This is a genomic window from Cryobacterium sp. TMT1-66-1 (assembly GCF_004403435.1).
GTDB classification, from domain to species: domain Bacteria; phylum Actinomycetota; class Actinomycetes; order Actinomycetales; family Microbacteriaceae; genus Cryobacterium; species Cryobacterium flavum.
On record NZ_SOGP01000025.1, the window covers coordinates 19,601 to 44,467 of the forward strand.

The 24,867-nt window shown below is 65.3% G+C and carries 26 protein-coding genes; 7 read left to right on the forward strand and 19 right to left on the reverse strand.

Annotated elements, in window-relative coordinates; translation table 11 throughout:
- Positions 1-4 precede the first annotated feature (4 nt).
- From E3T29_RS18785 to E3T29_RS18800, 4 genes are read left to right on the forward strand one after another with little or no spacing between them, the layout of a single operon-like run.
- Positions 5-892, forward strand: a complete 888-nt coding sequence (locus tag E3T29_RS18785) for a 1,4-dihydroxy-2-naphthoyl-CoA synthase (protein ID WP_092339566.1) — start codon at positions 5-7, stop codon at positions 890-892.
- A 43-nt stretch (positions 893-935) separates the two neighbouring features.
- On the forward strand, positions 936-1,706 hold the full coding sequence (locus E3T29_RS18790; RefSeq protein ID WP_092339565.1) for an electron transfer flavoprotein subunit beta/FixA family protein: 771 nt from the start codon (positions 936-938) through the stop codon (positions 1,704-1,706).
- Positions 1,707-1,716: 10 nt separating this feature from the next.
- The gene (locus E3T29_RS18795; protein ID WP_134347005.1) at positions 1,717-2,694 is read left to right on the forward strand and encodes an electron transfer flavoprotein subunit alpha/FixB family protein; all 978 of its coding nucleotides are present in this window, start codon (positions 1,717-1,719) and stop codon (positions 2,692-2,694) included.
- Positions 2,691-3,620: a cytochrome b/b6 domain-containing protein gene (locus E3T29_RS18800; RefSeq protein WP_134347006.1), complete on the forward strand. Its 930-nt coding sequence runs from the start codon at positions 2,691-2,693 to the stop codon at positions 3,618-3,620. The genes E3T29_RS18795 and E3T29_RS18800 overlap by 4 nt, the downstream gene beginning before the upstream one ends.
- Here the strand turns inward: E3T29_RS18800 and E3T29_RS18805 are convergent.
- The gene (locus E3T29_RS18805; RefSeq protein WP_370449207.1) at positions 3,594-3,833 is read right to left on the reverse strand and encodes a hypothetical protein; all 240 of its coding nucleotides are present in this window, start codon (positions 3,831-3,833) and stop codon (positions 3,594-3,596) included. The two genes, E3T29_RS18800 and E3T29_RS18805, sit on opposite strands and share 27 nt — an antisense overlap.
- 163 nt (positions 3,834-3,996) lie before the next feature.
- Here E3T29_RS18805 and E3T29_RS18810 point away from each other — a divergent pair, with 163 nt between their 5' ends.
- Complete coding sequence (locus E3T29_RS18810; protein WP_134347007.1) at positions 3,997-5,883, forward strand: FAD-binding monooxygenase; 1,887 nt, start codon at positions 3,997-3,999, stop codon at positions 5,881-5,883.
- 36 nt (positions 5,884-5,919) lie between these two features.
- On the opposite strand, the gene arfB is transcribed toward E3T29_RS18810, so the two are convergent.
- Complete coding sequence (gene arfB / locus E3T29_RS18815; RefSeq protein ID WP_134347008.1) at positions 5,920-6,342, reverse strand: alternative ribosome rescue aminoacyl-tRNA hydrolase ArfB; 423 nt, start codon at positions 6,340-6,342, stop codon at positions 5,920-5,922.
- A 201-nt stretch (positions 6,343-6,543) separates the two neighbouring features.
- Here arfB and E3T29_RS18820 point away from each other — a divergent pair, with 201 nt between their 5' ends.
- Complete coding sequence (locus tag E3T29_RS18820) at positions 6,544-7,227, forward strand: hypothetical protein (protein ID WP_134347009.1); 684 nt, start codon at positions 6,544-6,546, stop codon at positions 7,225-7,227.
- An 81-nt stretch (positions 7,228-7,308) separates the two neighbouring features.
- Here the strand turns inward: E3T29_RS18820 and E3T29_RS18825 are convergent, their stop codons facing one another.
- The 15 genes from E3T29_RS18825 to E3T29_RS18895 form a co-directional block, all read right to left on the reverse strand.
- A complete protein-coding gene (locus E3T29_RS18825) occupies positions 7,309-8,022 on the reverse strand; it encodes an ABC transporter ATP-binding protein (RefSeq protein WP_134347010.1) in 714 nt (237 codons plus the stop codon).
- Positions 8,019-9,842, reverse strand: a complete 1,824-nt coding sequence (locus E3T29_RS18830) for an ATP-binding cassette domain-containing protein (RefSeq protein ID WP_134347011.1) — start codon at positions 9,840-9,842, stop codon at positions 8,019-8,021. Before E3T29_RS18830 ends, E3T29_RS18825 begins: the two co-directional genes overlap by 4 nt.
- 2 nt (positions 9,843-9,844) lie before the next feature.
- A complete protein-coding gene (locus E3T29_RS18835; RefSeq protein ID WP_134347012.1) occupies positions 9,845-10,720 on the reverse strand; it encodes a branched-chain amino acid ABC transporter permease in 876 nt (291 codons plus the stop codon).
- Between the two features lie 89 nt (positions 10,721-10,809).
- On the reverse strand, positions 10,810-11,985 hold the full coding sequence (locus tag E3T29_RS18840; protein WP_134347013.1) for an ABC transporter substrate-binding protein: 1,176 nt from the start codon (positions 11,983-11,985) through the stop codon (positions 10,810-10,812).
- A gap of 139 nt (positions 11,986-12,124) precedes the next feature.
- Entirely contained in the window at positions 12,125-12,892 is a 768-nt protein-coding gene (locus E3T29_RS18845; RefSeq protein WP_134347014.1) for an SCO1664 family protein, read from the reverse strand.
- Positions 12,892-13,428, reverse strand: a complete 537-nt coding sequence (locus tag E3T29_RS18850; protein WP_134347015.1) for a DUF3090 domain-containing protein — start codon at positions 13,426-13,428, stop codon at positions 12,892-12,894. Before E3T29_RS18850 ends, E3T29_RS18845 begins: the two co-directional genes overlap by 1 nt.
- Positions 13,429-13,437: 9 nt before the next feature.
- Complete coding sequence (locus E3T29_RS18855; RefSeq protein WP_134347016.1) at positions 13,438-14,145, reverse strand: MSMEG_4193 family putative phosphomutase; 708 nt, start codon at positions 14,143-14,145, stop codon at positions 13,438-13,440.
- A gap of 9 nt (positions 14,146-14,154) precedes the next feature.
- Positions 14,155-15,093 (reverse strand): pseudouridine synthase, encoded by a 939-nt coding sequence (locus E3T29_RS18860; RefSeq protein WP_134347017.1) that lies wholly within the window; start codon positions 15,091-15,093, stop codon positions 14,155-14,157.
- A 43-nt stretch (positions 15,094-15,136) separates the two neighbouring features.
- On the reverse strand, positions 15,137-15,337 hold the full coding sequence (locus tag E3T29_RS18865) for a hypothetical protein (RefSeq protein ID WP_134347018.1): 201 nt from the start codon (positions 15,335-15,337) through the stop codon (positions 15,137-15,139).
- Between the two features lie 208 nt (positions 15,338-15,545).
- Positions 15,546-15,929 (reverse strand): D-ribose pyranase, encoded by a 384-nt coding sequence (gene rbsD, locus E3T29_RS18870; RefSeq protein WP_134347019.1) that lies wholly within the window; start codon positions 15,927-15,929, stop codon positions 15,546-15,548.
- Positions 15,926-16,870: a ribokinase gene (locus E3T29_RS18875; protein ID WP_134347020.1), complete on the reverse strand. Its 945-nt coding sequence runs from the start codon at positions 16,868-16,870 to the stop codon at positions 15,926-15,928. The genes rbsD and E3T29_RS18875 overlap by 4 nt, the downstream gene beginning before the upstream one ends.
- Positions 16,867-17,811, reverse strand: a complete 945-nt coding sequence (locus E3T29_RS18880) for a substrate-binding domain-containing protein (RefSeq protein ID WP_134347021.1) — start codon at positions 17,809-17,811, stop codon at positions 16,867-16,869. Before E3T29_RS18880 ends, E3T29_RS18875 begins: the two co-directional genes overlap by 4 nt.
- A gap of 55 nt (positions 17,812-17,866) precedes the next feature.
- Entirely contained in the window at positions 17,867-18,838 is a 972-nt protein-coding gene (locus E3T29_RS18885) for an ABC transporter permease (RefSeq protein ID WP_134347022.1), read from the reverse strand.
- A 10-nt stretch (positions 18,839-18,848) separates the two neighbouring features.
- Entirely contained in the window at positions 18,849-20,363 is a 1,515-nt protein-coding gene (locus E3T29_RS18890; RefSeq protein ID WP_134347023.1) for a sugar ABC transporter ATP-binding protein, read from the reverse strand.
- A 1-nt stretch (position 20,364) separates the two neighbouring features.
- A complete protein-coding gene (locus E3T29_RS18895) occupies positions 20,365-21,393 on the reverse strand; it encodes a LacI family DNA-binding transcriptional regulator (protein WP_134347024.1) in 1,029 nt (342 codons plus the stop codon).
- Between the two features lie 312 nt (positions 21,394-21,705).
- Between E3T29_RS18895 and E3T29_RS18900 the strand changes: the two genes are divergently transcribed.
- Entirely contained in the window at positions 21,706-22,773 is a 1,068-nt protein-coding gene (locus tag E3T29_RS18900) for an NAD(P)-dependent alcohol dehydrogenase (protein ID WP_134347025.1), read from the forward strand.
- Between the two features lie 252 nt (positions 22,774-23,025).
- On the opposite strand, the gene E3T29_RS18905 is transcribed toward E3T29_RS18900, so the two are convergent.
- Positions 23,026-23,904, reverse strand: coding sequence for a helix-turn-helix transcriptional regulator (locus E3T29_RS18905; protein ID WP_134347026.1), 879 nt, complete (start codon positions 23,902-23,904; stop codon positions 23,026-23,028).
- Positions 23,905-23,994: 90 nt separating this feature from the next.
- On the reverse strand, positions 23,995-24,693 hold the full coding sequence (locus E3T29_RS18910; RefSeq protein ID WP_134347027.1) for a bifunctional 2-polyprenyl-6-hydroxyphenol methylase/3-demethylubiquinol 3-O-methyltransferase UbiG: 699 nt from the start codon (positions 24,691-24,693) through the stop codon (positions 23,995-23,997).
- Positions 24,694-24,867: the final 174 nt, after the last annotated feature.

Below are 24,867 nucleotides of genomic sequence, written 5' to 3' on the forward strand. Positions count from 1 at the left end.
AACCATGACTCAGGTTTCCGAAATTTTCGATCCGTCCCTGTGGAAGCCGGTCGACGGCTTCTCCGCGCTGGCCGACATCACGTACCACCACGACAACGCCGGCCGGGTCGCCCGCGTCGCCTTCAACCGGCCGGAGGTGCGCAACGCCTTCCGCCCGCAGTCGGTCGATGAGCTCTACCGGGTGCTCGACGACGCCATGCAGAACACCAAAATCGGCGTCGTGCTCCTCACCGGCAACGGACCAAGCCCCAAAGACGGCGGCTGGGCATTCTGCTCCGGTGGCGACCAGAGAATCCGCGGCCGCGACGGCTACCAGTACCGCGACGGAACCGTGAGCACCGGCCGGTTGCATATTCTCGAGGTGCAGCGACTCATCCGCTTCATGCCGAAGGTCGTCATAGCCGTCATTCCCGGCTGGGCGGCCGGCGGCGGCCACTCCCTGCACTCGGTCTGCGACCTGTCGATCGCCAGCAAGGAACACGGCATGTTCAAACAAACGGATGCCGACGTCGGGTCGTTCGACGGCGGCTACGGCAGCGCCTACTTTGCCCAGCACGTTGGGCAGAAGTTCGCCAGGGAAGTGTTCTTTCTCGCCCGCCCGTACGACGCGCAGCGCGCCTACGAAATGGGCGCCGTCAACGCGGTGGTGCCGCACGCGGAACTGGAGACGACCGCGCTGGACTGGGCCAACACCATCCTCACGAAGTCGCCAACCGCGATCCGCATGCTCAAGTACTCCTTCAACGCTATCGATGACGGACTGGTCGGCCAGCAGCTCTTCGCCGGTGAAGCCACCCGCCTCGCCTACGGCACCGACGAAGCCGTCGAAGGCAAAGAAGCGTTCCTCGAACACCGCGAACCCGACTGGTCTCCGTTTCCCTGGCAGTTCTAGCCGGCACAACAGGCGAGACCAACACGCTCGCAGGAAGTAGATCATGAAAATCATTGTTCTGGTCAAGCAGGTACCCGACACCTGGGGCGACCGCACCCTCGACCTCAGGACGGGGTGGCTCGATCGAGTCTCGAGCGACTGCGTCATTGACGAGATCAATGAGCGTGCCCTCGAGGTGGCGCTGAGCTATCAGGATAGCAATGACGCTGAGGTCGTCGCGCTCACTATGGGGCCCGACTCGGCCAAAGACATGCTGCGCAAGGCACTAGCGATGGGAGCCGACTCAGCCATCCACCTGCTCGACGGCGGCCTGGCCGGAGCCGACCTGCTGCGCACCTCCGAGGTCATTGCCGCCGCAGCCACCAAGGCCGGGTTCGATCTGATCATCGCCGGCAACGAATCCACCGACGGCCGCGGCGGCACGCTCCCCTCGCTCATCGCCGGTCGGCTGGGCGTGGCGCAGGCCACCTACCTCGACTCCGTCGTCATAACAACGGATGCCGTCAGCGGCCACCGCGCCACCGAAAACGGGTCGATGACCGTGCACGCCCAGCTTCCCGCCGTCGTATCGGTGACCGAGCAGTCCGCCGAACCCCGGTTCCCCAACTTCAAGGGCATCATGCGCGCCAAGAAAAAGCCCGTCACGGTCTGGTCCCTGGCCGACCTCGGGCTGGAAGCGACCTCGGCATCCGCTCATTCCGTGATCACCCAGACCAGCCCCCGTCCGGCCCGCGTGGCCGGCACCAAGATCGTCGACCACGGCAACGCGGGCGTTGAACTCGCGGAGTTTCTCGCCGCCGGACGTCTGATCTAGGAAGGTACAGATGTCGAATATTCTCGCCCTCATTGAAGTCTCGCCCGACGGCGCCATCGCCAACACCGCAGCGATGCTGCTCGCCGCCGCAGCTCGTCTGGGTACACCGGTCGCCGTCGTCGCCGCGGCGCCCGGCATCTCGGCCATCCTCGCCGAACAGCTCGGTGCTCTCGGAGCCGAACAGGTCTACGTCGGCGAAACCGACCAGACCACGGCCGTGCTGCTCACCCCGCAGGTTGAAGCCCTCGTCGCCGCCTTCACCGGGCTCGAACCGGCCGCCGTTCTCGTGGCTCACTCCATCGATGGCCGCGAGATTGCCGCCCATGTCGCGCTCCGCACCCAGGGTGCCCTGCTGACGGATGCCGTGGACCTGCACCGGGACGGCGACGCGATCGTCGCCTCGCACTCCGTCTTCGGCGGCGCGTACACCGTCGATTCGACGGTACAGGGTGGCCCCGCCGTCATCACTGTGCGGCAGGGCGCGATCGACGACCGTGCCGAGGCGAAAACGGCGACCGTCATGCGCGTCACGCTCGACCTCGACACCTCCCGATCGACCCTGATCGACAGCGCCGAGGCCACCCCGGTGGCCGCGGACCGGCCTGACCTGCGCGGCGCCAAAACCGTGGTGTCTGGCGGTCGCGGTTTGCAGTCGCAGGAGAAATTCGTGCTGGTGGAGCAGCTCGCGGATGCCCTCGGCGCCGCGGTCGGCGCCTCCCGCGCGGCCGTCGATGCCGGGTTCGTAGCTCAGACCTCGCAGGTCGGCCAGACCGGTGTGACCGTCTCCCCGCAGCTCTACATCGCGCTGGGAATCTCCGGTGCCATCCAGCACCGGGCCGGCATGCAGACCGCCAAGACCATCGTCGCCATCAACACCGACGCTGACGCCCCCATCTTCGACATTGCCGACTTCGGAATCGTCGGGGACGTCTTCACCGTCGTTCCCCAGCTCATCGACGCGATCGGCAAACGAAGCAGCGCGCAGTGACCTCATCGGGCAGCCGCCTCGCCACCCTCGCCGAAAACCGGTGGTTCAAGCTGGTCTGGATCATTCCGGCGGCCATCGTGGTGCTGGCCGTGATCGTGCTCGCAGCCAGGGGCATCCGTTCGCTGCCCGACGTGCAGTCCTTCCTCACCGAGTATCCAGGAACGACGACCCTGCCCGACTCCGCCCCGGTGGGGATTCCGGCCTGGCTCGCCTGGCAACACGGTCTGAATGCCTTCTTCATTCTGTTCATCATCCGCTCGGGCTGGCAGATCCGCACCACCAAGCGTCCCACCATGTTCTGGAAACGTAACAACACCGGGCTCATCCGCACCAAGACCCCGCCGATCAAGATCAGCCTGAATCTCTGGCTGCACATCACCTTTGACACCCTGTGGGTCGTGAACGGGGTTCTGTTCTACGTTCTGCTCGTTGCGACCGGGCAGTGGCTTCGGCTGATCCCGGTGACCTGGGAAATCTTTCCGAACGCCCTCTCCGCAGGCCTTCAATACGCGTCGCTGAATTGGCCGGTCGAAGACGGCTGGGTCAACTACAACGCCCTGCAAACCATCAGCTATTTTCTCGTCGTGTTCGTCGCGGCACCCCTGGCCCTGGCCACCGGGCTGCGCATGTCGCCCTCGTGGACCTCGAAGCGACTGAGCAAGCTCTACCCCATTGCACTGGCCCGTGCAGTGCACTTTCCGGTGATGATCTTCTTCGTGGCCTTCATCGCGGTGCACGTGATTCTCGTGTTCGCAACCGGTGCGCTGCGCAACCTGAACCACATGTATGCCGCGCAAAACGCTGACGGATGGCTCGGGTTCTGGATTTTCGCCGGCGCCCTCGCCCTGATGATCGCGGCCTGGTTCGCCGCCCAGCCGTTCGTGCTGCGAGCGATCGCCTCACTCACCGGCACCGTGTCGCGCTGAGCCGGCCATAATCTGACGCTTCGCGCCGCCCACCCATCGGCCATCGGCGTCGTGCAGGGCCAGCAGTCGCGCCCCGAATCCCTCCGTGTTCACCCGCGCCCTGGTGGCCTGCCAGACTTCGGGCGGTGCACCGACGAGGTGCCGTTCAAACCGCCAGCGCAGGGCCGGGTCGGAGTCAAGCGTCGACTCGAGAAGTTTCGGGTCGGTCTTCATTGTCAGCACGTTACCCGCATTATCGCATTGCGCAGCCGCTTAGAACGTATATGATTTGAGAAACAATAATAGAACAAGTCGTTCTATTATCGAACATCAGATCAGAAGCCGCACTCGTTTGAACCACACAGAAGTTTTAACCACACAGAGAAGTGAGGAAGCCGTGCAGTTTCACCACCACGGATACGTGTCCACCGATCCGCGCACTCAGGATGCGGCCGGAGTCGGCATCGATCGCCCCGATGAAATCCCTGACAGCGTCGACGTTCTCATTGTGGGAACGGGTCCGGCCGGCATGATCACCGCCGCCCAGCTCTCCCAGTTTCCCGGTATCACCACCCGCATCGTGGAGCGCCGCGGTGAGCGTCTCGCGATCGGGCAGGCCGACGGGATCCAGGCCCGCAGCGTCGAGACTTTTCAGGCGTTCGGCTTTGCCGAGCGCATCATCGCCGAGGCGTACCGCATCACCGAGATGGCGTTCTGGAAACCAGACGCCACCAACCCGGCCAACATCATTCGCACGGCCCGCGCCATCGATGATCCCACCGGCATCAGCGAGTTTCCGCACCTCATCGTCAACCAGGCGCGCGTGCTCGACTACTTCGCCGAGGTCATGGCGAATTCGCCTACCCGCATGGTGCCGGACTTCGGCTACGAGTTTGTCAGCCTGACCAACACCACGCGTGAAACCAACAGCGTGAGCGACTACCCCGTCGCGGTGACGCTCGTACACACCACCGGCCCCAAGAAGGGCCAGGAGCGCATCGTTCACACCAAGTACGTGGTCGGCGCCGACGGTGCCCGCAGCGGCGTGCGCGATTCGATCGGCTGCACCCTCGCCGGAGACCAGGCCTTCCACGCCTGGGGAGTCATGGACGTGCTGGCCGTCACCGACTTTCCCGACATTCGCACCAAGTGCGCCATCCAGGGGGCTAACGGAAGCATCCTGCACATTCCGCGCGAGGGCGGCTATCTGTTCCGCATGTACGTCGACCTCGGCGAAGTCGCCCCCGATGACAACGGCGCCGTGCGCACGACGACGATCGACGAGATCATCCTGAAGGCGAACGAGATTCTGCACCCGTACACACTCGACGTGAAAAACGTGGCCTGGCACAGCGTCTACGAGGTCGCCCACCGCCTCACCGACCGCTTCGACGACGTACTGCCCGAGGAGATCGGCATCCGCTCGCCGCGCGTCTTCATCATGGGTGACGCCTGCCACACGCACAGCGCCAAGGCGGGCCAGGGCATGAACGTCTCCATGCAGGACGGTTTCAACCTCGGTTGGAAGCTCGGCTACGTGCTCGACGGTCGCAGCCCCGAAAGCCTGCTCAGCACCTACTCGGCCGAGCGTCAGGTCATCGCGAAGAACCTGATCGACTTCGACAAGGAGTGGTCTTCACTGATGGCCGCCAAGCCCGAAGACCTCAAGGTGCCGCTCGAGGACTTCTACACCCAGACGGCGGAATTTCCGGCCGGGTTCATGACCCAATACCCGCCGTCGATGCTGATTGGTGAAGCAACCCATCAGGCGCTCGCCACCGGTTTTCCCATCGGAAAGCGTTTCAAGTCAGCTCCGGTGGTGCGCGTCGCCGACGCCAACCCGGTCGAGCTCGGCCACCACCACCGCGCCGACGGCCGCTGGCGCCTCTACGCGTTCGCTGACGCTGCCAACAGCTCCGCGCTCACCGCCTGGGCCGAGTGGATGCGCACCGCTGACGATTCCCCCCTGCTCGCCCACACTCCGGCCGGCACCGACATTGACAGCGTCTTCGACGTGAAGGTGATCTACCAGGAGGCGCACACCGAGGTGGACCTCGGCCAGGTCGACGAGGCCTTTCTGCCAAGAACCGGCCCGTTCGGACTCATCGACTACGAGAAGGTATACGCCGCCGACCCCGACGAGGACATCTTCGACCTGCGCGGCATCAGCCGCGACGGCGCCGTGGTCGTGGTTCGACCGGACCAGTACGTCGCGAATGTTCTGCCGCTGCCCGCGACAGCAGAACTGGCCGCCTACTTTCGACGGATGCTGCTGGTTCGGTAGCCGCTTCCATTAAACGGATGCCGGCTAGCCTTTGGGCTATTCGGCCGCGGGACGCTGCCGGTTGCGTTTCGTGGCCGAGCGCTGTTGTTTGACGGCGAGGTGCCGCCGGGCCGATCCCTTGGTGGGTCTGGTCGCGCGACGCACGGCCGGTTCCGCGGCCAGCCCCGCGATCACCAGGTCGGCGAGCTTACGCAGCGCGATCTCGCGATTGCGCAGCTGGGAGCGCTGCTCGCTGGCTGCGATGGTGACCACGCCGGAAACGAGACGGTGCCCGAGCCGGGTGAGCAGCAGCATCCGCTCGTCGTCGGAGAGTACGCTTGACTCGGCAATATTCCAGGACAGCTCGACGCGACTGTCGGAGGTGTTGACGTGCTGGCCGCCGGGGCCGGACGACCGCGAAAATCGCCAGCCCAGTTCACGCTCGGGAATGGTGAGCGTCGGCGACACCTCAAGATCCATGCCCCTAGCCTGGCACGATCTCGGCCCAGTCGAGAAACGAGCAGATCGGCAGCCAGCACTTTCAGGATCCTCGATATGTGGATACCCTCTGCGTCGTAACCCCAAAAAATGCCAGTCCTTTTGGCAGAGGGCTACGAACCAACGCGGTCGCATCCAACCGTCGGGATCGTCTCGATGGGCGAGGTCACATAGGAGTGAAACGTGAAGAAGAACATTAAACTGATACTCGGAGCGGGGGCAGCCGCGCTGATCGCCGTGTCGATTGGCGCCGCCCCGGCATCAGCGCATGTCCCGAAATCGGTGCGCGGTAACGTGGTACTGACCGCCAACCTCACCGAGCTTAACGACTCGGGGGCTTCGGGCAAGGCGATCGCTGTCGTTCGCGGCGAGACGATTCGGGCCATCGGGATCCGCGCGACGGGTTTGTCCGCCAATGCTCCGCACGCCCAGCACATCCACTACGGCGAAGAGGCAATGAACGAGTGCCCCACGCTCACGTTGGACACCAACGGTGACCAACGCCTGAACACCGTCGAGGGTATCCCGGCCTACGGGCCCGTTGTGGTGTCCCTGAACACCAGCGGAGACACCACGCCGGCCAGCTTCCTGGACGTTACCCGGTTCCCCGTCTCGAAGAACGGCTCCTATAGCTATCTCCGGACCAACATCCGCTTCACGGACGTTGCCGGAACCGGCGACGATGGAGGCAACGGTACCGCTGCTGACATCGCCGAGGCCATCCGCGACGGTGAAGGCGTCGTCGTGATCCACGGAGTCGACTACAACGGCAACGGGATGTACGACTTCGAAGCGGGTAACAGCGAGCTTGACGGGACCCTCCCCGCCGAGGCCACTGACCCGGCCGCCTGCGGAGTGCTGGACTAACTGCAAGTCATTTGATTGAAGCTGAGGTCCAGGGCACGCACAGAGCCCTGGACCTCGGCTTCAACTGTAGTCAAGACACCACTAGTCCAATCCCAGGTAGGCCTCGATGACCTTCTCATCGGAGAGCAAGTCGTGGGCCGGCCCGGAATGCGATATCTCCCCGGTCTCGAATACATAGCCGAAATCGGCAGCCGCAAGGGCCCGCCGGGCATTCTGTTCAACCAGCACCACCGTGGTCCCGGTCTGGCGAATTTCCTCGATCACCGCAAACACCTCGTCCACGATCTTGGGCGCCAACCCCATCGAGGGTTCGTCGAGCAGAAGAATCTGCGGCTCGGCGATCAGGGCGCGGGCGATCGACAGCATTTGCTGCTCGCCGCCGGACAACGCACCGGCCTGAAGCTTGCGTCGCTCAAACAGCACCGGGAACCGTTCGTAGACCTTGGCCACGTTCTTGTGCATGGTGCTGCCGCGGTGCCAGCCGCCGAGGCTGAGGTTCTCGGCAACGGTCAGCGTGCCGAGGATCTCGCGTCCCTCGGGAACCTGCACGAGTCCGGCCTTTACCAGCCGGTGCGCCGGCCATCTGGTGATGTCCTGGCCCTTGAATTTGATGATGCCCTGGCGGGGTCGGAGCAGGCCGGATACGGCGTTCAACACGGATGTCTTACCGGCGCCGTTGGCCCCGACCAGGGTGACCAGTGCCCCCTCCGCCACCTCGAAGGATACGTTGCGCACGGCCTCCACGCGGCCGTAATTGACCTGCAGGCCCTCCACGCTCAGGATCGGATCGCTCATCGGTTCTCCTCCGGGGCCGTCGTGCCGTTGGGCTTTGTTGCGCCGCCCTGGGCGGGGTCGGCGTGGTACCCGTGGGCTTCACTGTCCGGGTCGGCGGCGATACGGGCGAGATTCTCGGCGGCCAGCACGGATGCCGCGTCGGCGTCAGCGTCGGAGCCGGCCGACCCGAGGTAGGCCTCGAGCACCTTGGGGTCCCTGGCGATGTCGGAGGGCAGACCGGCCGCGATGACCTCTCCGAAGTTCAGCACCATGATCCGGTCACAGGTGGCCAGCATCATTCGCACGTTGTGCTCGATCACGAGCACGGCGATGCCGTCGGCGGCAAGCGAGCGAATCAGGTCTGACAACCGTGCGGCCTCCACCTGGTTCATTCCGGCCGCGGGCTCGTCCAGGACCAAAAGGGACGGATGCGAGGCCAGCGCGCGGGCGATCTCCAGCCGCCGCTGGTCGCCGTAAGACAGGTCGCCCGCGGCGTTAGCCGCCTTGTCACCGAGGCCGACGCGGATCAGTTGCGCGGATGCCATCGCCACGGCTTCGCGTTCCCACCGACGGGCCGAAGGAAGGAAGAACAGCCGTCGGAGCAGCGTGTCGTGGGTGATGCGGTACCCACCGACGAGCACGTTCTCCAGGGCCGAGAGCCGGTTGAACAGCTTGATCTGCTGAAAGGTACGGGCCACTCCGGCCTGGGCCAGGCGGTGCGCCTTTGTGGTGGCCGCCAGGGGAACGCCGAGCACGCTGCCGGCGCCGGTGCTCGGGGGCGTCAATGCCGTCACCATGTTCACGAGGGTGGTCTTGCCGGCACCGTTAGGGCCGATCAGGCCAAGAATCTCGCCGGCGTTCACGGTGAGGTCCACCGCGCGCACGGCGTGCACTCCCCCGTAGGACTTGCCGAGCCCGGTCAGGCGTACGAGCTCGGTGCCCGGCGTCGGCAAAGCCGGAAGGGTGGGCCGCAGCGCAGGATCGGAAATCAGGCGTTTGGCGGACTTTCTGCGCGGAATGAGACCGGACAGCCCACCGGGCAGAAAGAGGATGACGACGAGGAGCAGCACGCCGGAAACTGTTGGACGGATCCAGCCGGCGTCGACGCCGAGGACACGCTGCAGTTCGGGGAGCACCGTGAGGAATGCCGAACCGAGGATCGGGCCGACGAACAGGGTGACCCCGCCGACAACGGCCGTGACCAGGCCGTCCACCGCGGCCGTGAACGAGAACTCGTTCGGGTCGGCGAACCGCGAGAAGTATGCCAGCAGCACGCCGTAGAGGCCGGCAATGGCGCCCGCGATGACGAAGGAAGCCATCCGGTAGCGAGGAACGTCGATACCCATGGTCGTGGCAGCCAATTCGTCTTCACGAATCGCAGCGAAGGCTCGTCCCAGCCGGGAGCCGGAGAGACGCCAGAACCAGAAGGCCACCACGATTAGCGCGACCCAGGCGACCTCGAGGCCGACGAGCTTGGGAAAGCCCAGCCCCTGCGCGCCATTGGTCCAACTCTGGTTGATCAAAAAGATGCGCACCATTTCGCCGAACGCCAGGGTGGCGATGGCCAGAAAAACACCGCGTAAGCGGATGACGGGCAGGCCCAGAATGAATGCGGCAATAATGCCAACGACCATGCCGAAGACGATGCCGACGGCCAGCGGAGGAATGAAGCCGAACAGCGGCTCGGCGGGAACAACGAGCGCGGAACTGAAGGCCGCCAGGGAGGCCAGCCCGAGCTGGGCCAGGCTCAGCTGTCCGGCAATCAGCACGGCATAGAAGCTGAAGGCGAGGATCGCCGTCAGGGCGATCAGCGTGATGAGAGAGGAGTATTCCGCCAACATGCTCAGACCTCCCGCGTCTTGCGTGCGCCGAACAGGCCCTGCGGGCGAAGGATGAGGATGAGGAACAGCAGTCCGAACGCCACCATGTCCCGCCAGGAACTGCCGATGTAATTCACGGCCAGAACTTCGGCGACGCCCAGGATCAGGCCGCCGATCAGGGCGCCCGGAAGCGATCCCATCCCGCCGACGACGATCACGGCGAGGGCCTTGAGTTCCACGGCGTGACCGATACCGAGGGAGGCGGCGTTGACGTTCAGGGTGAACAGCACGCCGGCCACAGCGCCCAGCGCCGAGGAGAGAGCGAAGGTGGTGCTGCTGATCCGGCCGACGTTCAGGCCCAGAACCGAAGCTGCGTGCGGGTTTTCGGCGATGGTACGCATGCCTCGGCCGAGCTTCGACTTGGCCACGAGCCAGGTCAGAATGACCATCAGCGACACGCTGACGATCAGGATGATGACCTGCAGGAGCGAGACGGTCGCACCGAGTATTTCCACCCGGGTGGGCGGGAACACGTCCGCGGGAAACCGCCGGGTATCGGCGCCATACAGCGCCTGAAGCAGCGACAAAAGGATCGCCCCGAAGGCGATCGATGAGATCAGGCCCGCGAAGTGCGCATCGTGCCGCCCGGCGAGCGGCCGGAAGGCCACGCGTTCAATCAGGATTCCCAGCACCGCGCCGAAGACCAGCACCAGGGGAATGAGCAGCCAGATCGGCACGCCGAACCTGGTCACGATCTCGATCCCGACCAGGGCGCCGGCGGTGAAAACGGCCGCGTGAGCCAGGTTCAACCGGTCGAGGATACCGAACACGAGGGTGAAACCGATGGCGAAGAGCGCGTAGATCGAGCCGAGAAAAATTCCGTCCAGGAAGAGCTGCATTGGTGATGTCCCTGTTTTTGGCCGCGTACCGCCCAAGGCGAAACGCGGCCGGCGTGGTGTGAGTGGCGCGGTGTGTTGGTGCGGTGACGCTACTTCAGAATGGCGAACTTGCCGTCCTGAACGATCTGCACGAGGGCGTCGTGCACGGCGTCGCGGTTCTCATTCAGGCTGACATCGCCCAGGACCGTCGGCACGTCGGTGATGTCGCCGAGGCCCGTCTTGATGTCCTCGCGTTCGGCCGAGCAACCGGACCGAACGGCGTGGTCGATGATCTGCATGCCGGCGTATGCCTGCGCGGAGAACTGATCGGGAGCCGAGGTGTACGCGGCCGTGTAGTCCTCGATGAACTTCACGTTCTGTTCGTTGTCGGAGGCGGAGTTCCATGCGGCACCCACGATGACGCCCTCGGCTGCCGCGCCGGCGCCGGTGAGCAGAGCAGGTGAGTTGAAGCCGTTGCCGCCGATGATCGGCGTGTCAATGCCGATTTCGCGGGCCTGGGTGACGAGCGGCACGGCCGCGTCGATCAGGCCGGAGACGACGATGGCGTCGGCGTCGGACTGCTTGGCCTTGTTGAGCAGGGCGCGAAAGTCAGTGTCCGCCTTGGAGAAGGTGAGGGTGTCGACCACTTCCACATTCTGGTCCTCCAGCGCAGCGGCGAAGGCCTGGTAACCCGACTCGGTGAAGGCGTCGTCATTGCTGTACATGACAACGACCTTCTTCACGCCGAGCTTGTCGACGGCGGCTTTGACGGTCTGCGGAATCACGGCATCCTCGGTGAGGGAATCGCGAAAGACGTAGTCCCCGATTTCGGTGATGCCGGCCGCGGTGTTCGACACGCCGAGCACGGGAACCTGCGCGTCCTGCGCGATCGGGTCGGTCTGCTTCGCGGTGTTGGACAGGGTTGGGCCGATGATGATGCTGGCGCCGGAAGCGATGAAGGTGTCGAACACCTGAATGGCCTGCTTCGGGTCGGTCGCGTCGTCCTCGACGGTGAGCTCGTAGGTGACCCCGCCAACCGCGTTCAGGTCCTCAACTGCGAGTTCCAGCGCGTTCTTCTGTCCCGCACCGTACTGCGCCGCAGCGCCCGTGAGACTGAAGGCCGCAGCGATGGGTACGGCTGATTCGATAACGCAGTCAGCGCCGGTTCCGGTTCCGGTCAGGCCGCCACCGGCGGTCGTATCGGTTTCGGCGGGGGTGCTGCAGCCTGTCACGGCGAGCAGCAGGGCGGAACCGACTACAGCGGTAGAGAGCAGTTTTCTTCTCATGTGTGGACCTCCATGGCCAAAACGACTGAACGTGCCCGCCAGCTAGGCGGGGTCCGTGTGGACGATCCTATCTTTCCCGCGCGAACCATCACGCCGATCGTCTCGCAGGCGAACGTCGATCTCGTAACAGTGCAGAGGTCTAGAACAGCGGCCAGGGCACCGGTGACATCCCACCGCTCGGGGCGGGGAACCGCGCCTCGGACCGCAACCGCGCGCAGCGGACGGCAAGCGCAGCGACCTCCTCCTCTTTGAGTAAGCCGGCGAGGGTGTCACCGAGGTCACCGGCAAGCTGGGCGCTGACCCGGTCGATGCCCTCGAGCTCCCCGGTGCTGAACGCATCGCCCAGACAGCCCCACAGCACGGTGCGCAGCTTGTGTTCGACATGAAAGGTGAGCCCGTGGTCGACGCCGTGGCGGTGACCATCGGGCATCGCGAGAATATGGTCGCCCTTGCGATCGGCATTGTTCACGACCGCGTCGAACACGGCCATGCGGCGGAGTGCCGCGCTGTCTTCGTGAATGAGGGTGACCATCCGCTCGCGATTGTCTCGCCCATCGAGAACTCGTCGCCACCCCGTGGCCGGCACGGCGTCCGCTGCCACCAGGTCGACGGCGCTCTGCGCCGGGTCAGGCTCCTGCCACAGTTGCACCATGCCCTCACCCATCGGGCCGTCGCGCAGCCAGGTGCGCGGCACGATGTTCCAGCCGAAAACCTGGGACACCAGGTAGGCGGCCACCTCACGATTGGCCAGGTTTCCGTCGGGAAAATCCCAGAGCGGATGCTCCCCCGCGACCGGTTTATAGACCACCACCGCGCCGCCGATGCTGCCGAGGAAGGTCGCGTTCGAAGCCGTCTTGATTCGGCCGGTCAGCTTCAGCTCACCGTTGACCAGGTCGGGGGCTGGCATCAGACATCGGGCAGGGTGCAGGTGTGCCCGTCGGCGTCGACGGGATAACCACAGAGGGGACACATGGGACGCCCGGCGCCGACGATTTCGCGGGTGCGCTTCGCGAAAGCCCTCGCGGTCCCCACGGAGATGCGCACGAGAAGCATCTCGGACTTTTCCGCCGGATCGCGCACATCGTCGTCTTCGTCAACCGGGTAGGCCTCGATCACGAATTGAACCGTGGTCGGATCCCACCCCAGACTCATCGAACCGGTGCGAAATTCTGCCGCCACGGGCTGCTCGAGCGGGTCGTTGTCGACGATCTCGATCGGCGTCGTAGTCGGAATACTGAACGGGTTGCCCTCGAGAGTGATCAGCTGGTCGAGAATCTCGTCGATCTTTTCGGCGAGCAGCGCTGACTGTTCTTTCTCCAGCGCGATACTCACGATACGGCTACCACTGCGTACCTGCAGATAGAACGAACGCGACCCGGGCGGGCCGATTGTGCCGACGACGACCCGATCCGGCCAGTCGAACTCATGAACGATTGTGGGCATACAAATACTCTAGGCGTGCCGGGTGCGCAGTGGCTGAGGCCCCACTCCGCCGCCCACCGGCGCGTCGTCCGAGAGGGTGCTGTCGGCCAGCCAGGCCAGGTCGCCGCCGTCGGTGTTGGTGGCGTGCACGCTCGGTCGGCCGGAGCCGTACCGCACGATCGACGCCGACGCCGGGCCGACACTGATGCGTTGGAACAGGTCGAGGTGTATACCGAAGGCGTCAGCCAGAATCGACTTGATGACGTCGCCGTGGCTCACCGCCGCCCACACCGCACCTGGCCCGTGCTGCGCCTCGAAGGCGGCGTCCTGGCGTCGAATCGCGGCCACCGCGCGAGCCTGCATCGCCGCCATCGATTCGCCGCTGGGAAAAACCACCGCTGAGGGCTGGTTCTGCACGACCGACCACAGTTTCTCCTGGGCCAGTTCGCTGAGGTTTCTGCCCTGCCAGTCGCCGTAGTCACACTCGGTCAGATCGTCGTCGACCAGGGTGACCGGGGATCCGGTCTGGTGGTCGAGGATCAGCCGGGAGGTCTGCTGGCAGCGTTCCAGCGGGCTGGAGACCACGCCGACCAGCGGCACGACCGCCAGGCGAAGACCCGTCAGCGCTGCCTGGTCCTGTCCGATCTGATCCAAGTGGATGCCTCTGGCCCGTCCGGCCAGGAGTCCGGTGGCATTTGCGGTGGTGCGGCCGTGCCGCACAAGGATGACTGTAGCCATGGGACCAGCCTAGGCATCCGTTCGACGAGCCTTGACCTCGCTGCGCAATGGCAGCGTGCGCAAACTGGCGAACTCCCGCAGGCGACCGTCGATCGGGTCGGTGAAGCGCACCTCGTTCGCCAGCAACTGCAAGGGTCGGGTGAAATCGTCGATAGCGATTTCTCGCACGACCGGGTAGATCGGGTCGTCACTGATCGGAACGCCAAGGCCGAGCATGTGCAGGCGCAACTGGTGGGTACGACCGGTGCGGGGCGTCAGCGTGTAGCTGCCGAGCCCGTCGATCGGGGAGTCGAGTTCGATCAGGGACTCGGAGTTGGCCGGCGCGCCCGGCAGCACTTCGGCCTGCCACTGGCCGCGGCGGGTCACGAGGTGGTTGCGCACCGTCACGGGCAAGTCGAGGCCCGGAAGCAACGGCGCGAGCGCCCGATAGGTCTTCGCGACCTCCTGGCGCTGGAACATCGATTGGTACGCCCCGCGCCAGCGCCGCTCAGTCGCGAGGACCAGCAGCCCCGACGTCACCCGGTCCAGCCGATGCAGGGGTGAGAGCTCCGGAAGCGCGAGCTCGGCGCGCAGCCGCACCACCACGCTCTGCACGACGTGGCGCCCGCGGGGAATGGTCGACAGGAAGGCGGGCTTGTCGATCACCACGATGCGATCGTCGCGATAGATCAGATGAATGGGCCCGGGAACGAACGTCTCCACGGCCAGATCGCGGTGGAACCACACAAACGTGTACGGCCGGTACGGGTCGCGGCCGCCGACGACGGTGCCCGTCGCATAGACAAAACGTCCCTGGGCCAGAAGGCCGACCACGTCCACAAACTCCGACAGGCGCTCATCGAGCCAGGCACCCATGGTCTCCCAAAGCGGATGCTTCGACCGTTCCGGCGTGCACACCCACGCGGCATCGAGCCCGTGACGTTGCGGGAGTGGCGAACGCGGGGGCATCCACTGATGGTACGTCGCCCAGCCGCGCACTGACCTGCAGCAATCACGCGCCCATCGACAGCAGCACGTGATAGATGACGTAGACGGGCCAAACGATCGCCTGCAGCAGGCCCAGGATGACGCCCCAGAATGTGCCGTTGGATTCCGAGACGAAATAGATGGCCGCTCCGAGATAGGCCAGGAAGAAGACGAATCCCAGCGGGCCTTCCCGCACGATCACCCGCGCTCGACTGTCCCTGGTCATTGGGTCCTCCGCTTCTTAAGGTCGTCGTGCCTCGCTACGCACGAGAGTAGCCCCGCAGAACGGTGACGACGAGTGCTGCGCGCGGGAGATTCCCCGAGCGTCCGGTGTGAAAGCTCCGGATTCACCCCGGCGGATCACGCGGCGTCATCGACTGCGCCCGCACGGCGTAGAGCCGCCGGCGCGGTGCCGGCTCCGCAGGCGCAGGTCCTCAGAACGAGACTCCGCAGACCAGCGCCGCGTTGGCGAACGGCGTCGCCTCCCCCGTGCGAATGAAGAGCTTCGCCGACGCGGAGATGGCCTTCAACTCCGCGTGGCTGATGTACTCGATGTCGGTGAAGCGGTCGGACAGCCATGCCCCAGCGGGAGCGGTCTTTGCTTCCTTCGCCGCCACGCATCCCTGGAACACCATCTCATCGAGCAGGGCGTCGAGAACCTGTTCGAACCGCGGAATTCCGTGCACCAAGGCTAGGTCGACCACGGGAACCCCAGGCGGAATCGGCAGGCCGCAGTCCGCGAGCAGAATGACATCCGTGTGACCGAGCCGGGCCAGCGCCCCCGCCAGCTCAGCGTTCAGGATGCCCCTCCTCTTCATGCGTTCACCGTCGGCAGCACGTCCACCAGTGTCGGATACGAGGTCTGCGTTCCGCGGCTCTGCACCGCGAACGCCCCGACCCGCACGGCCAGGCGAACGGCCTGAAGCAGGCTCACGCCTGCGGCCAGCTGCGCGCTCAGCGCGCCCACGAATGCATCGCCAGCCCCGGCGCTGTCCACGGCGACGACCGTCGGCGAGGCCACGGTGTTGGTGCCATCCAGGTCGGCGCAGATGGCACCCTTCGCGCCGAGCGTCAGAACAACGGATGCGACGCCCACCTCCAGCAGCCGGCTCACCAACTCGGCATCCTCGGTGGGGACACCGCGGTGGGGTGCCAGTTGTGCGAGCACGAGGGCCGCCTCGTGCTCGTTGACGACCAGCGGGTCGGCTCGCCGGATCGTGTCAGCATCCAGTTCGATCACCGGAGCCAGATTCAGTACCACCCGTCCCGTGGCCCGCCGCGCCGCCTCGGCGATTCCGTCGGCCGGAATCTCACCCTGCAAAACCACTACAGCAGCGGCGGCGATGATGCCCGCGCTGGCCTGAACGGCCTCGGCGCCCATGAGTGCATTGGCACCGGGGATGACCACGATCGTGTTCTCACCGTGATCATCCACGCTGACCAGGGCCAGCCCAGTGGGTTCGTCGACCGTTCGCACGGCCGACTGGTCGACACCGGCGCTGGTCAGGATCGCACTGGCGACAGTGGCCTGCGAATCCCGACCGACCGCACCGACCAGGCGCACGCTGGCACCGAGCTGGGCCGCCGCGACGGCCTGGTTGGCCCCCTTGCCGCCTGGCAAGAACTCCATCGATGTTCCGATGAGGGTCTCGCCCGGCTTCGGGTGGCGTTGCACGCGGATCAGTTGATCGACGTTTATGGATCCCACGACAACGACCGAACCGGGCGTGGTGAGGGCCGTATTGACGAGGTGACTCACTTGGCGAAGTCGCCGACATTCGTCTTGGTGACGGAGACGACCTCGACCGGAACGGTCTTCGCGATCGTCTCGCCCTTGATGGCCTTGATGGCGAATTCGACGGCAAGCTTGCCGAGTTCGGCCGGCTGCTGCGCGATGGTCGCGACCATGGTGCCCGCCTTGATGGCGTCGAGTCCGTCGGTCGTGCCGTCGAAGCCGACAACGAAGACCTCGGAGCCGGCCTTGTCGCCCAGCGCCTGGATGGCGCCCAGGGCCATTTCATCGTTTTCAGCGAAGAGACCAGTGACGCCCGGGTTAGCCTGCAGCAGGTTGGTCGTGACATCCAGCGCGGCGGCGCGGTCGAAGTTGGCCGTCTGCGTGGCGACAACGGTGATGTCGGGGTAGGCCTTCATGCCCTCGTCGAAGCCGGCGCCGCGCTCCCGGCTGGCTGACGTTCCCGCTACGCCCTGCAAGTGTATGACGGTGCCCGTTTCGCCCATGGACTTGGCCAGTTCGTCGGCTGCCTGACGACCGCCGGCGACGTTGTCGCTCGCGACGAGCGACGCGAGGTCAACGTCGGTGACGGTGCGGTCGACTCCGATGACCGGAATTCCGGCGGTGATCAAGGCATCCACTGCCGAGGCGGCGGCATCCGAGTCCACCGGATTCACGATGACGGCCTTGGCACCGCTCGAGGCAGCAGTGGCGAGCTGGTTGGCCTGCGTAGCCGAGTCGTTCTGGGCATCAACGATGCTCAGCTGCACTCCGGCTTCCTTGGCTGCAGCCTCCGCGCCGTCGCGCAGTTCCACGAAGAACGGGTTGTTCAGGGTGGAAATGGCCATCACGATTTTATCGCCGGAGGCCTCAGCGCCGCCGCCGCGGCCACAGGCGGTGGTTCCCACCAGGATCAAGGCTGCTGTTGCGGTCACTGCCGCGATTTTGAGGAACGAGGATGACTTCATTGGTTTTCCTTTGGATGAGGCGGATGGAGGGGAAAGTTTGCTGACAGCTGGTGGGTCAGCTGTTGCGGGACTTGCGGCGCAGCACGTCGATGCCAACGGCCAGGGCGATCACGAGGCCGATCACGACCTGCTGCCAGAACGAGGTGACGTTGAGCAGGTTCAGGCCGTTGCGAATGACGACCAAAACCAGGGCTCCCACGAGGGTGCCCGAAATTCTGCCGAGGCCTCCGGAGAGCGAGGCTCCGCCGATCACGACAGCCGCAATGGCATCGAGTTCGTAGCCGGCGGCGGCTTGGGGCTGCGCGGAGTCGAGGCGCCCGGCGAGCAGCAGCCCGGCGAGGGCGGCGAACAGCCCGGCTAGGGCGAAGACGGTGACGAGGATGCGCTTGACCGGCAGACCCGAGAGTCGGGCGGCTTCTGCGTTGCCGCCGACGGCATACATCGAACGGCCGATGACGGTGCGGTTGAGCACAAACGAGGCGGCCAGGGCGGCGATCACGAGAATGACGATCGGCATCGGCACCGGTCCGAGGTTGCCGCCGAGAAAGGAAACCTCGGGTGCGGTCTTAATCGGCCGGCCGTCGGAAATGACCAGGGTCAGTCCGCGGGCCACGCTGAGCATGGCGAGGGTGGCGATGAAGGACGGCAGCTTTCCGTAGGCATTCGCCAAACCGTTGATAACTCCGGCGAGCGCTCCGACGACCAGACCACCCACGAGGGCGAGCCAGCCTGGAAGGCCGGCGCTGGCGAACATCCAGCCCGAAGACATCGCCGACAGGGCCGCCACGCTGCCGACGGAAAGGTCGATCCCGCCAGCCACGATGACAAAGGTCATCCCGAAGGCCAGCACGGCCACCGTGGATACCTGGATACCGATGTTGAGCAGGTTTGGTCCGGTCAGAAAGTCCGGGGTTGCGATGAACAGGGCGAGGCAGAGAACGACGAGACCGACCAGGGCGCCGTTGTTGGCGAGAAACTTCTTGTAGTCGATACCGCGGCGCGGCGTCGGCAGGGTGGTGGTGGACATGATGGTTTCCCTATCTCTGTTCGTGCGTCTCGTCGACATCGCGGGCAGCGAGTGTCATGACTGCGTCTTGGGTTGCCTCGGCGGCGCTGAGCTCGCCGGCGATACGGCCGTCGCGCATCACCAGGATGCGGTCGCTCATGCCGAGGATCTCGGGCAGTTCACTGGACACCATGAGAATCGCTCCCCCGGCCGCCGTGATCGTGTTCATCAGTTCGTAGATCTCGACTTTGGCACCCACGTCCACACCGCGCGTTGGCTCGTCGAGCAGCAAGATCGTCGAGGCGGCGATGATCCAGCGGCCGAAGACGGCCTTCTGCTGGTTACCGCCGGAGAGTGCGCCGATCGGCTGGTCGATGGTGTGCATGCGAATGCGCAGTCTCTTCGCGACCGCGGATGCCCGGCTGCGCTGGCCGGCAAAGTCGACCAGTCCCAGCTTCGCGGTGGACGCAAGGGTGGCGTAGCCGAGGTTGTTATTGACGGATGCGTCGAGCACCAGCCCCTGTCCCTTGCGGTCCTCCGGCACGTGCCCGATACCCGCCGCGATCGCGGCCTTGATGCTGCCCTTCGGCAGATGCTGGCCGCGCACGGCGACCGTGCCGGAGGCGTATCGGTCGGCGCCAGCGATGGCCCGGATAAGTTCTGTGCGCCCCGCGCCAACCAGGCCCGCGATGCCGAGCACTTCGCCCGCCTTGACGGTGAAGCTGATGTCACTGAACAGCCCGGTCGACGTGAGATTCTCCACGATGAGCACCTCCGCGGCCTGACTCAGGTTTTCAGGCACCCGGGGAAACTGGTCCTCAATGCCGCGGCCGACCATCAGCTTCACGAGTTCGTCTTCGGAGGTGGAGGCCGGAACTTCCCCGATGAATTCGCCGTCGCGCAGCACGGTGACGGTGTCACCGACCTCGGCGATCTCGTCGAGGTGGTGGCTGATGAAGAGCATGCCGACGCCACGCTGGCGCAGGTCGGCCATGACCGCGAACAGGTTTTCGGTTTCGTGGCGGGTCAGCGCTGCGGTGGGCTCGTCGAGGATGAGAATGCGGGCGTTGATACTCAGCGCCTTGGCGATCTCGACCAGCTGCTGCCGGGCGATGCCCAGCTCACCCACCAGAATGTCGACGTCGATATCCAGGCCGATCAAGGCCAGCGCGGCTCGGGCGTGCTGGCGCAGGGCGCGACGGTCTACAAGACCGTGCCTGGTCGGCATCCGCCCGAGCATGACGTTCTCGGCAATGCTCATGGTGGCCACCAGGTTCAGTTCCTGGTGGATCGTGGCGATACCCAGCGCCTCAGCCGCGCGGGTGTTTGGCAGGGTGACCGTTCTGCCATCAACGACGATGTGGCCCGAGTCCGGCTGGTAGACACCCGCCATCATCTTGATCAGCGTGGACTTTCCGGCACCGTTTTCCCCGAGCAATACCTGAACCTGGCCAGGGTAGACACTGACCGTGACGTCCTGGATGACCGTGACCGGTCCAAAGACCTTCCCCACATTCTGCAGGGTCAGCAGTGGTTGTTGAGTCATGTCAGTTCTTCCTTCGGCTGGATGCGGGCAGGATGGGCAACGACGATGAGCCACGGATGACGAGTTCGCTGGGCAGCACCACCGATTGGGGTGAGTTGCCAGCGATGACCTCAAACAGCATTTCGACGGCGATCCGGCCCATGTCCTCAACGCTGTGGGAGATGACGCTGAGTGCCGGGTCGAGCAGGGCAAACCATTCGATATCGTCGACGGCGACCAGCGCGAGGTCCGTTCCGATGCGCAGACCCAACTTGTGCAGAATGGCAATCGCGCCGACGGCCATCAGGCTGTCCGCGGCGAGCAAGGCTGTCGGCGGGTCGTGCAACTCGAGCAAGGCGTGCAGGCCGGCCGAGCCACTCGCCGCCTGGAAGTCTCCGAAGTACACCAGGTCGGGGTCCTGGCTGAGACCGGCGTCGGCCACGGCCGCCGTGAAGGCTGCAAACCGGTCGCGGCCGGTTGAGGTCGCCTGCGGGCCGGAGATGTAGCCGATCCGGGTGTGCCCGAGGGCGGCGAGGTGTTGGACAGTCTGACGGATGCCGACCTCACTATCGGTGGTCACGCTCGGCACGTCGATACCGTCGATGGTGCGGTCCACGAAGACCGTTGGAATCTCGCGCTCGATCAGGGAACGGATGCTGCCGCCACCGTCGCCAAGTGGCGCCACGATGATGCCGTCTACCCGCCGAGAGATCAGCGTATCCAGGTACCGGTCCTGCTGTTCCTTCTGCTCGTTGGCGTTGCCGAGCAGGGTGACATAGCCCTCGGACAGGGCTGCTTGCTCGATGGTATGGGCGAGATCGGCGAAGAACGGGTTACGTACGTCGGGTACCAGCAGGCCGATGGAATCACTGCGGGTCGAGCGCAGGGCCCTGGCTTGGGCGTTGGGCCGATAGTCAAGCTCGATGACTGCCGCGGCGACCTTGTCCCGCGACTGGGGGGAGGTGGCCGGGTTGCCAGAGAGAACGCGGGAAGCGGTGGCCGCCGAAACGCCAGCCAGTGCGGCTACGTCCTTGATTGTGATGTCCGCCATCTTCTTCACCTCATCGTGGTCATGGAATCGATTCCATGGAATCGATTCCATACTAGGTCGTGAAGTGAACGTGTGTCAATGCGCCCCGGTAACGGGGACTCACGCCTGCACCGGGCTTCGGATCGCACCTGCACCCGCCCGGCTCCTGGCCGCGAGATCAGCGGATGCCGTGGGTAGGTCAGACAGTGCCACGTTCCAGCCTCGACCAGATCCGTGGCACGGCGTAACGTTGCGTGAGCGGATGTCACCGTCGACACGTGCCACGGCACGGGGTTCCCCCGCATTCCACCACCGGCACAGAAAGATTTTTCTATGACGACCACCGTTCCTGCCCTCGCCGCCCCCGCGGCCACCCAGCCCCTCGTTCGCACCACAATCGAGTTGCGCACTCCCGGCGCCCACGACGTGGCGATCGATATCAAGTTCGCCGGCATCTGCCACTCCGACATCCACCAGGCTCGCGACGAGTGGGGTGTGGGATTGTTCCCGATGGTTCCCGGCCACGAGATTGCCGGCATCGTCTCCGCCGTCGGCAGCGACGTCTCCCGGTACCAGGTGGGCGACCGCGTCGGCGTTGGCTGCTTTGTCGACTCTTGCCGCGAGTGCGCCAACTGCCTCGCCGGCGAAGAGCAGTATTGCCTGAAAGGCGAAGTCGGCACCTACAACGACCGCAACCACGACGGCACCCCCACCAACGGCGGCTACAGCACCGCGATCGTTGTTGACGAGAACTACGTGCTCGGCATCCCCGACGGCATCGAGCTCTCCGAGGCCGCTCCCCTGCTCTGCGCCGGCATCACGCTCTACTCCCCTCTCGTGAACTGGGAAGCCGGCCCCGGCAAGAAGGTTGCCATCCTGGGCATGGGCGGCCTGGGACACATGGGTGTGAAGATCGCCCACGCGCTCGGCGCCGAGGTCACCGTGCTCAGCCAGACCCTCAGCAAGAAGGAAGACGGCCTGCGATTCGGCGCAGACCACTACTACGCCACCAGCGACCCGACTACCTTCACCGAGCTCGAGAACCACTTCGACCTCATCGTGAACACCGTGGCTGCGAACCTCGACCTGGAGGGCTACCTCAAGCTGCTCGCCCTCAACGGCACACTCGTGCACGTCGGAATCCCCACCGAGCCGGACAGCGTGAAGATGTTCTGGCTCGCCGCCCAGCGTCGCTCCATCGCCGCCTCCAAGATCGGTGGCATCCGCCAGACCCAGGAAATGCTCGACTTCTGCGCCGCTCACGGAATCGGCGCCGACATCGAGATCATCTCGGTCGATCAGGTGAACGAGGCGTACGAGCGTGTTATCCGCAGCGACGTGCGCTACCGTTTCGTTATCGACGTGGCCACGTTTGCCAACGAGACCCGCGCCGACGCGTAGGCACCCCGACCGGCGCTATAGACACCGCCCAGGTCGATAATAAACCCAGGCACGAACTGCCCCGGGCCGCAGTTGTCAATGCGGCCCGGGGCATCCGTCGTTAATCGGGCATCGCTTCGACCACTTCATTCCCCTTACAGCGACGCTTGGATTGCGCTGCGTGGTGCGCTCAGGATTGCTCGATCTCGTGCTCAGCGCCGAGAAGCGCGCCCGCCTCAGGGCGCCGTATCTTTACCCGAAGGATTTGTTACGTCAGAGAGAGGACTCGAGCGCGGCGGCATCCGTCTGATCTGCGCGCCAGGAGGCCAGGATGCGCAGCGCGTCGTTTGAGGAGGACGCCGGCTGGGTGCTGTAGACGAAGAGTTGCTGGTCTGGTTCGCCCGGAACCGGAAAGGTCTCGTAATCCACGTCGACCCGGCCCACGATCGGGTGCATGAAGCGCTTCACGCCGAAGGTGCACTCCCACACCCGGTGCTGACTCCACCACGCACGAAATTCGTCGCTCTTGACGGTCAACTCACCGATCAGCTCATTGAGAGCCGAGTCGTTGGGGTGGGACCGAGCGTCGTGACGGAGCATAGCCGCCACGTCGCACGCCACGATCTCCCAGTCCAAGTAGAGTGTGCGCGCTGACGGGTCGAGGAATGTCCACCGGGCCATGCTGCGCCCGAGTCCCGAGCTCTTCGTGAAGTCTTTCAGCAGCAGCTTGGCGAGGTCGTTCATGGCCAGCACATCCATGCCGACACCGAGCACGAAGGCCGGCTGTGCGGTAAAGGAATCCATTATGGTGCGCACCGAGGGTCGAACCGCGTGTGTGCGCCGCCGCTGCTGGCTGCGGCCGCCGGTCGACGCGGATAACAGTGAGAACAGGTAGTTGCGTTCCGCCTCATTCAGGTGCAACACTCCGGCGAGCGCATTGACAACAGCATCGGATGCCTGGGTCACCCGGCCCTGCTCCATGCGCGCGTAGTAATCCACGCTCACGCCGGCCAGCCCGGCAACTTCGTCACGGCGCAGTCCGGGTACCCGCCGTGCGGCCGCGTGGGGGTTCACCGGCAGGCCGACATCAGCCGGCGTCAGTCGTGCCCGGGCTGAGCGCAGAAAATCAGCGAGGGTATCTTTGTCGTCCATGCCTCCAGTATCGCCCGACGAGGCGCCGTCGCAGGTGGGCCGCAACCGACAGCGACATTCAGCGTCACCAACTGAGGCACCGGTCGGGCCTCAGCGCAAGCGTCGCGCCCGCACCACGACGTCGTGGGTGTGGTGCGCCCCGGCGCCGGTCGCCACGTAGCGCGGCCTCGTCTCGTCCACCTCGATCTGCCAGCCGTCGTCCAGCAGGGCAGCGACCCGGGCCGGACTCACGTAGTCGTCGGGATTGAACCCGTGGGACTTGGCCTCATCCGTCGTCGGAGCCGGGTGGTGCACGATCACAAGCACGCCGCCCGGGGCGACCGCTGACAATAGCGCGTGCTCGGCAACATTCTCGGCGGTGCGCAGCAGTGCGGGGTATTGCGCCGAGACGAGATCGAAGGATGCCGCCGGCAGCGCCGCCTCTACCAGGCCGGCATGCAGCCAGTGCACGCTCACTCCGCGAAGCTCAGCCTGGGCGGCAGCTCGATCCAGGGCCACCCGCGACACGTCCAGCGCCGTGACATCCCACCCGCGTTCCGCCAGCCAGAGGGCATCCGCTCCTTCGCCGCAGCCAACGTCGAGCGCGCGCCCGGCGGGGAGATCCTGCACCTCGGTCACCAGCGTGGCATTGGCCTGCCCGCTCCACAGCTGCGACATGTCGGCGTAGCGGTCGTCCCAGAATTCCTCGACCGCGCCCGGATCGCGCGGCGCATGTTCAGCGGATGCTGCCTCCCCAGCCCCGCGGGCGGCATCGGAGTGGGCGTGTGAGTTCTCGTGCGTGTGCTCCATGGTTCAAGCATCCGACTTTCGCGACTGCACGACAAATGCTGCGGACCCCGATGTGCACCCCCCGCAGCCCGAAGGCAGCGCACGACAGCGTGCATAGAGCCGGCTGAGTTGCCTCGGCCGCATCGCACGGCGCAAACTAGACCTACCGGATCGCGACTGAGTCTTCCGCCTGTG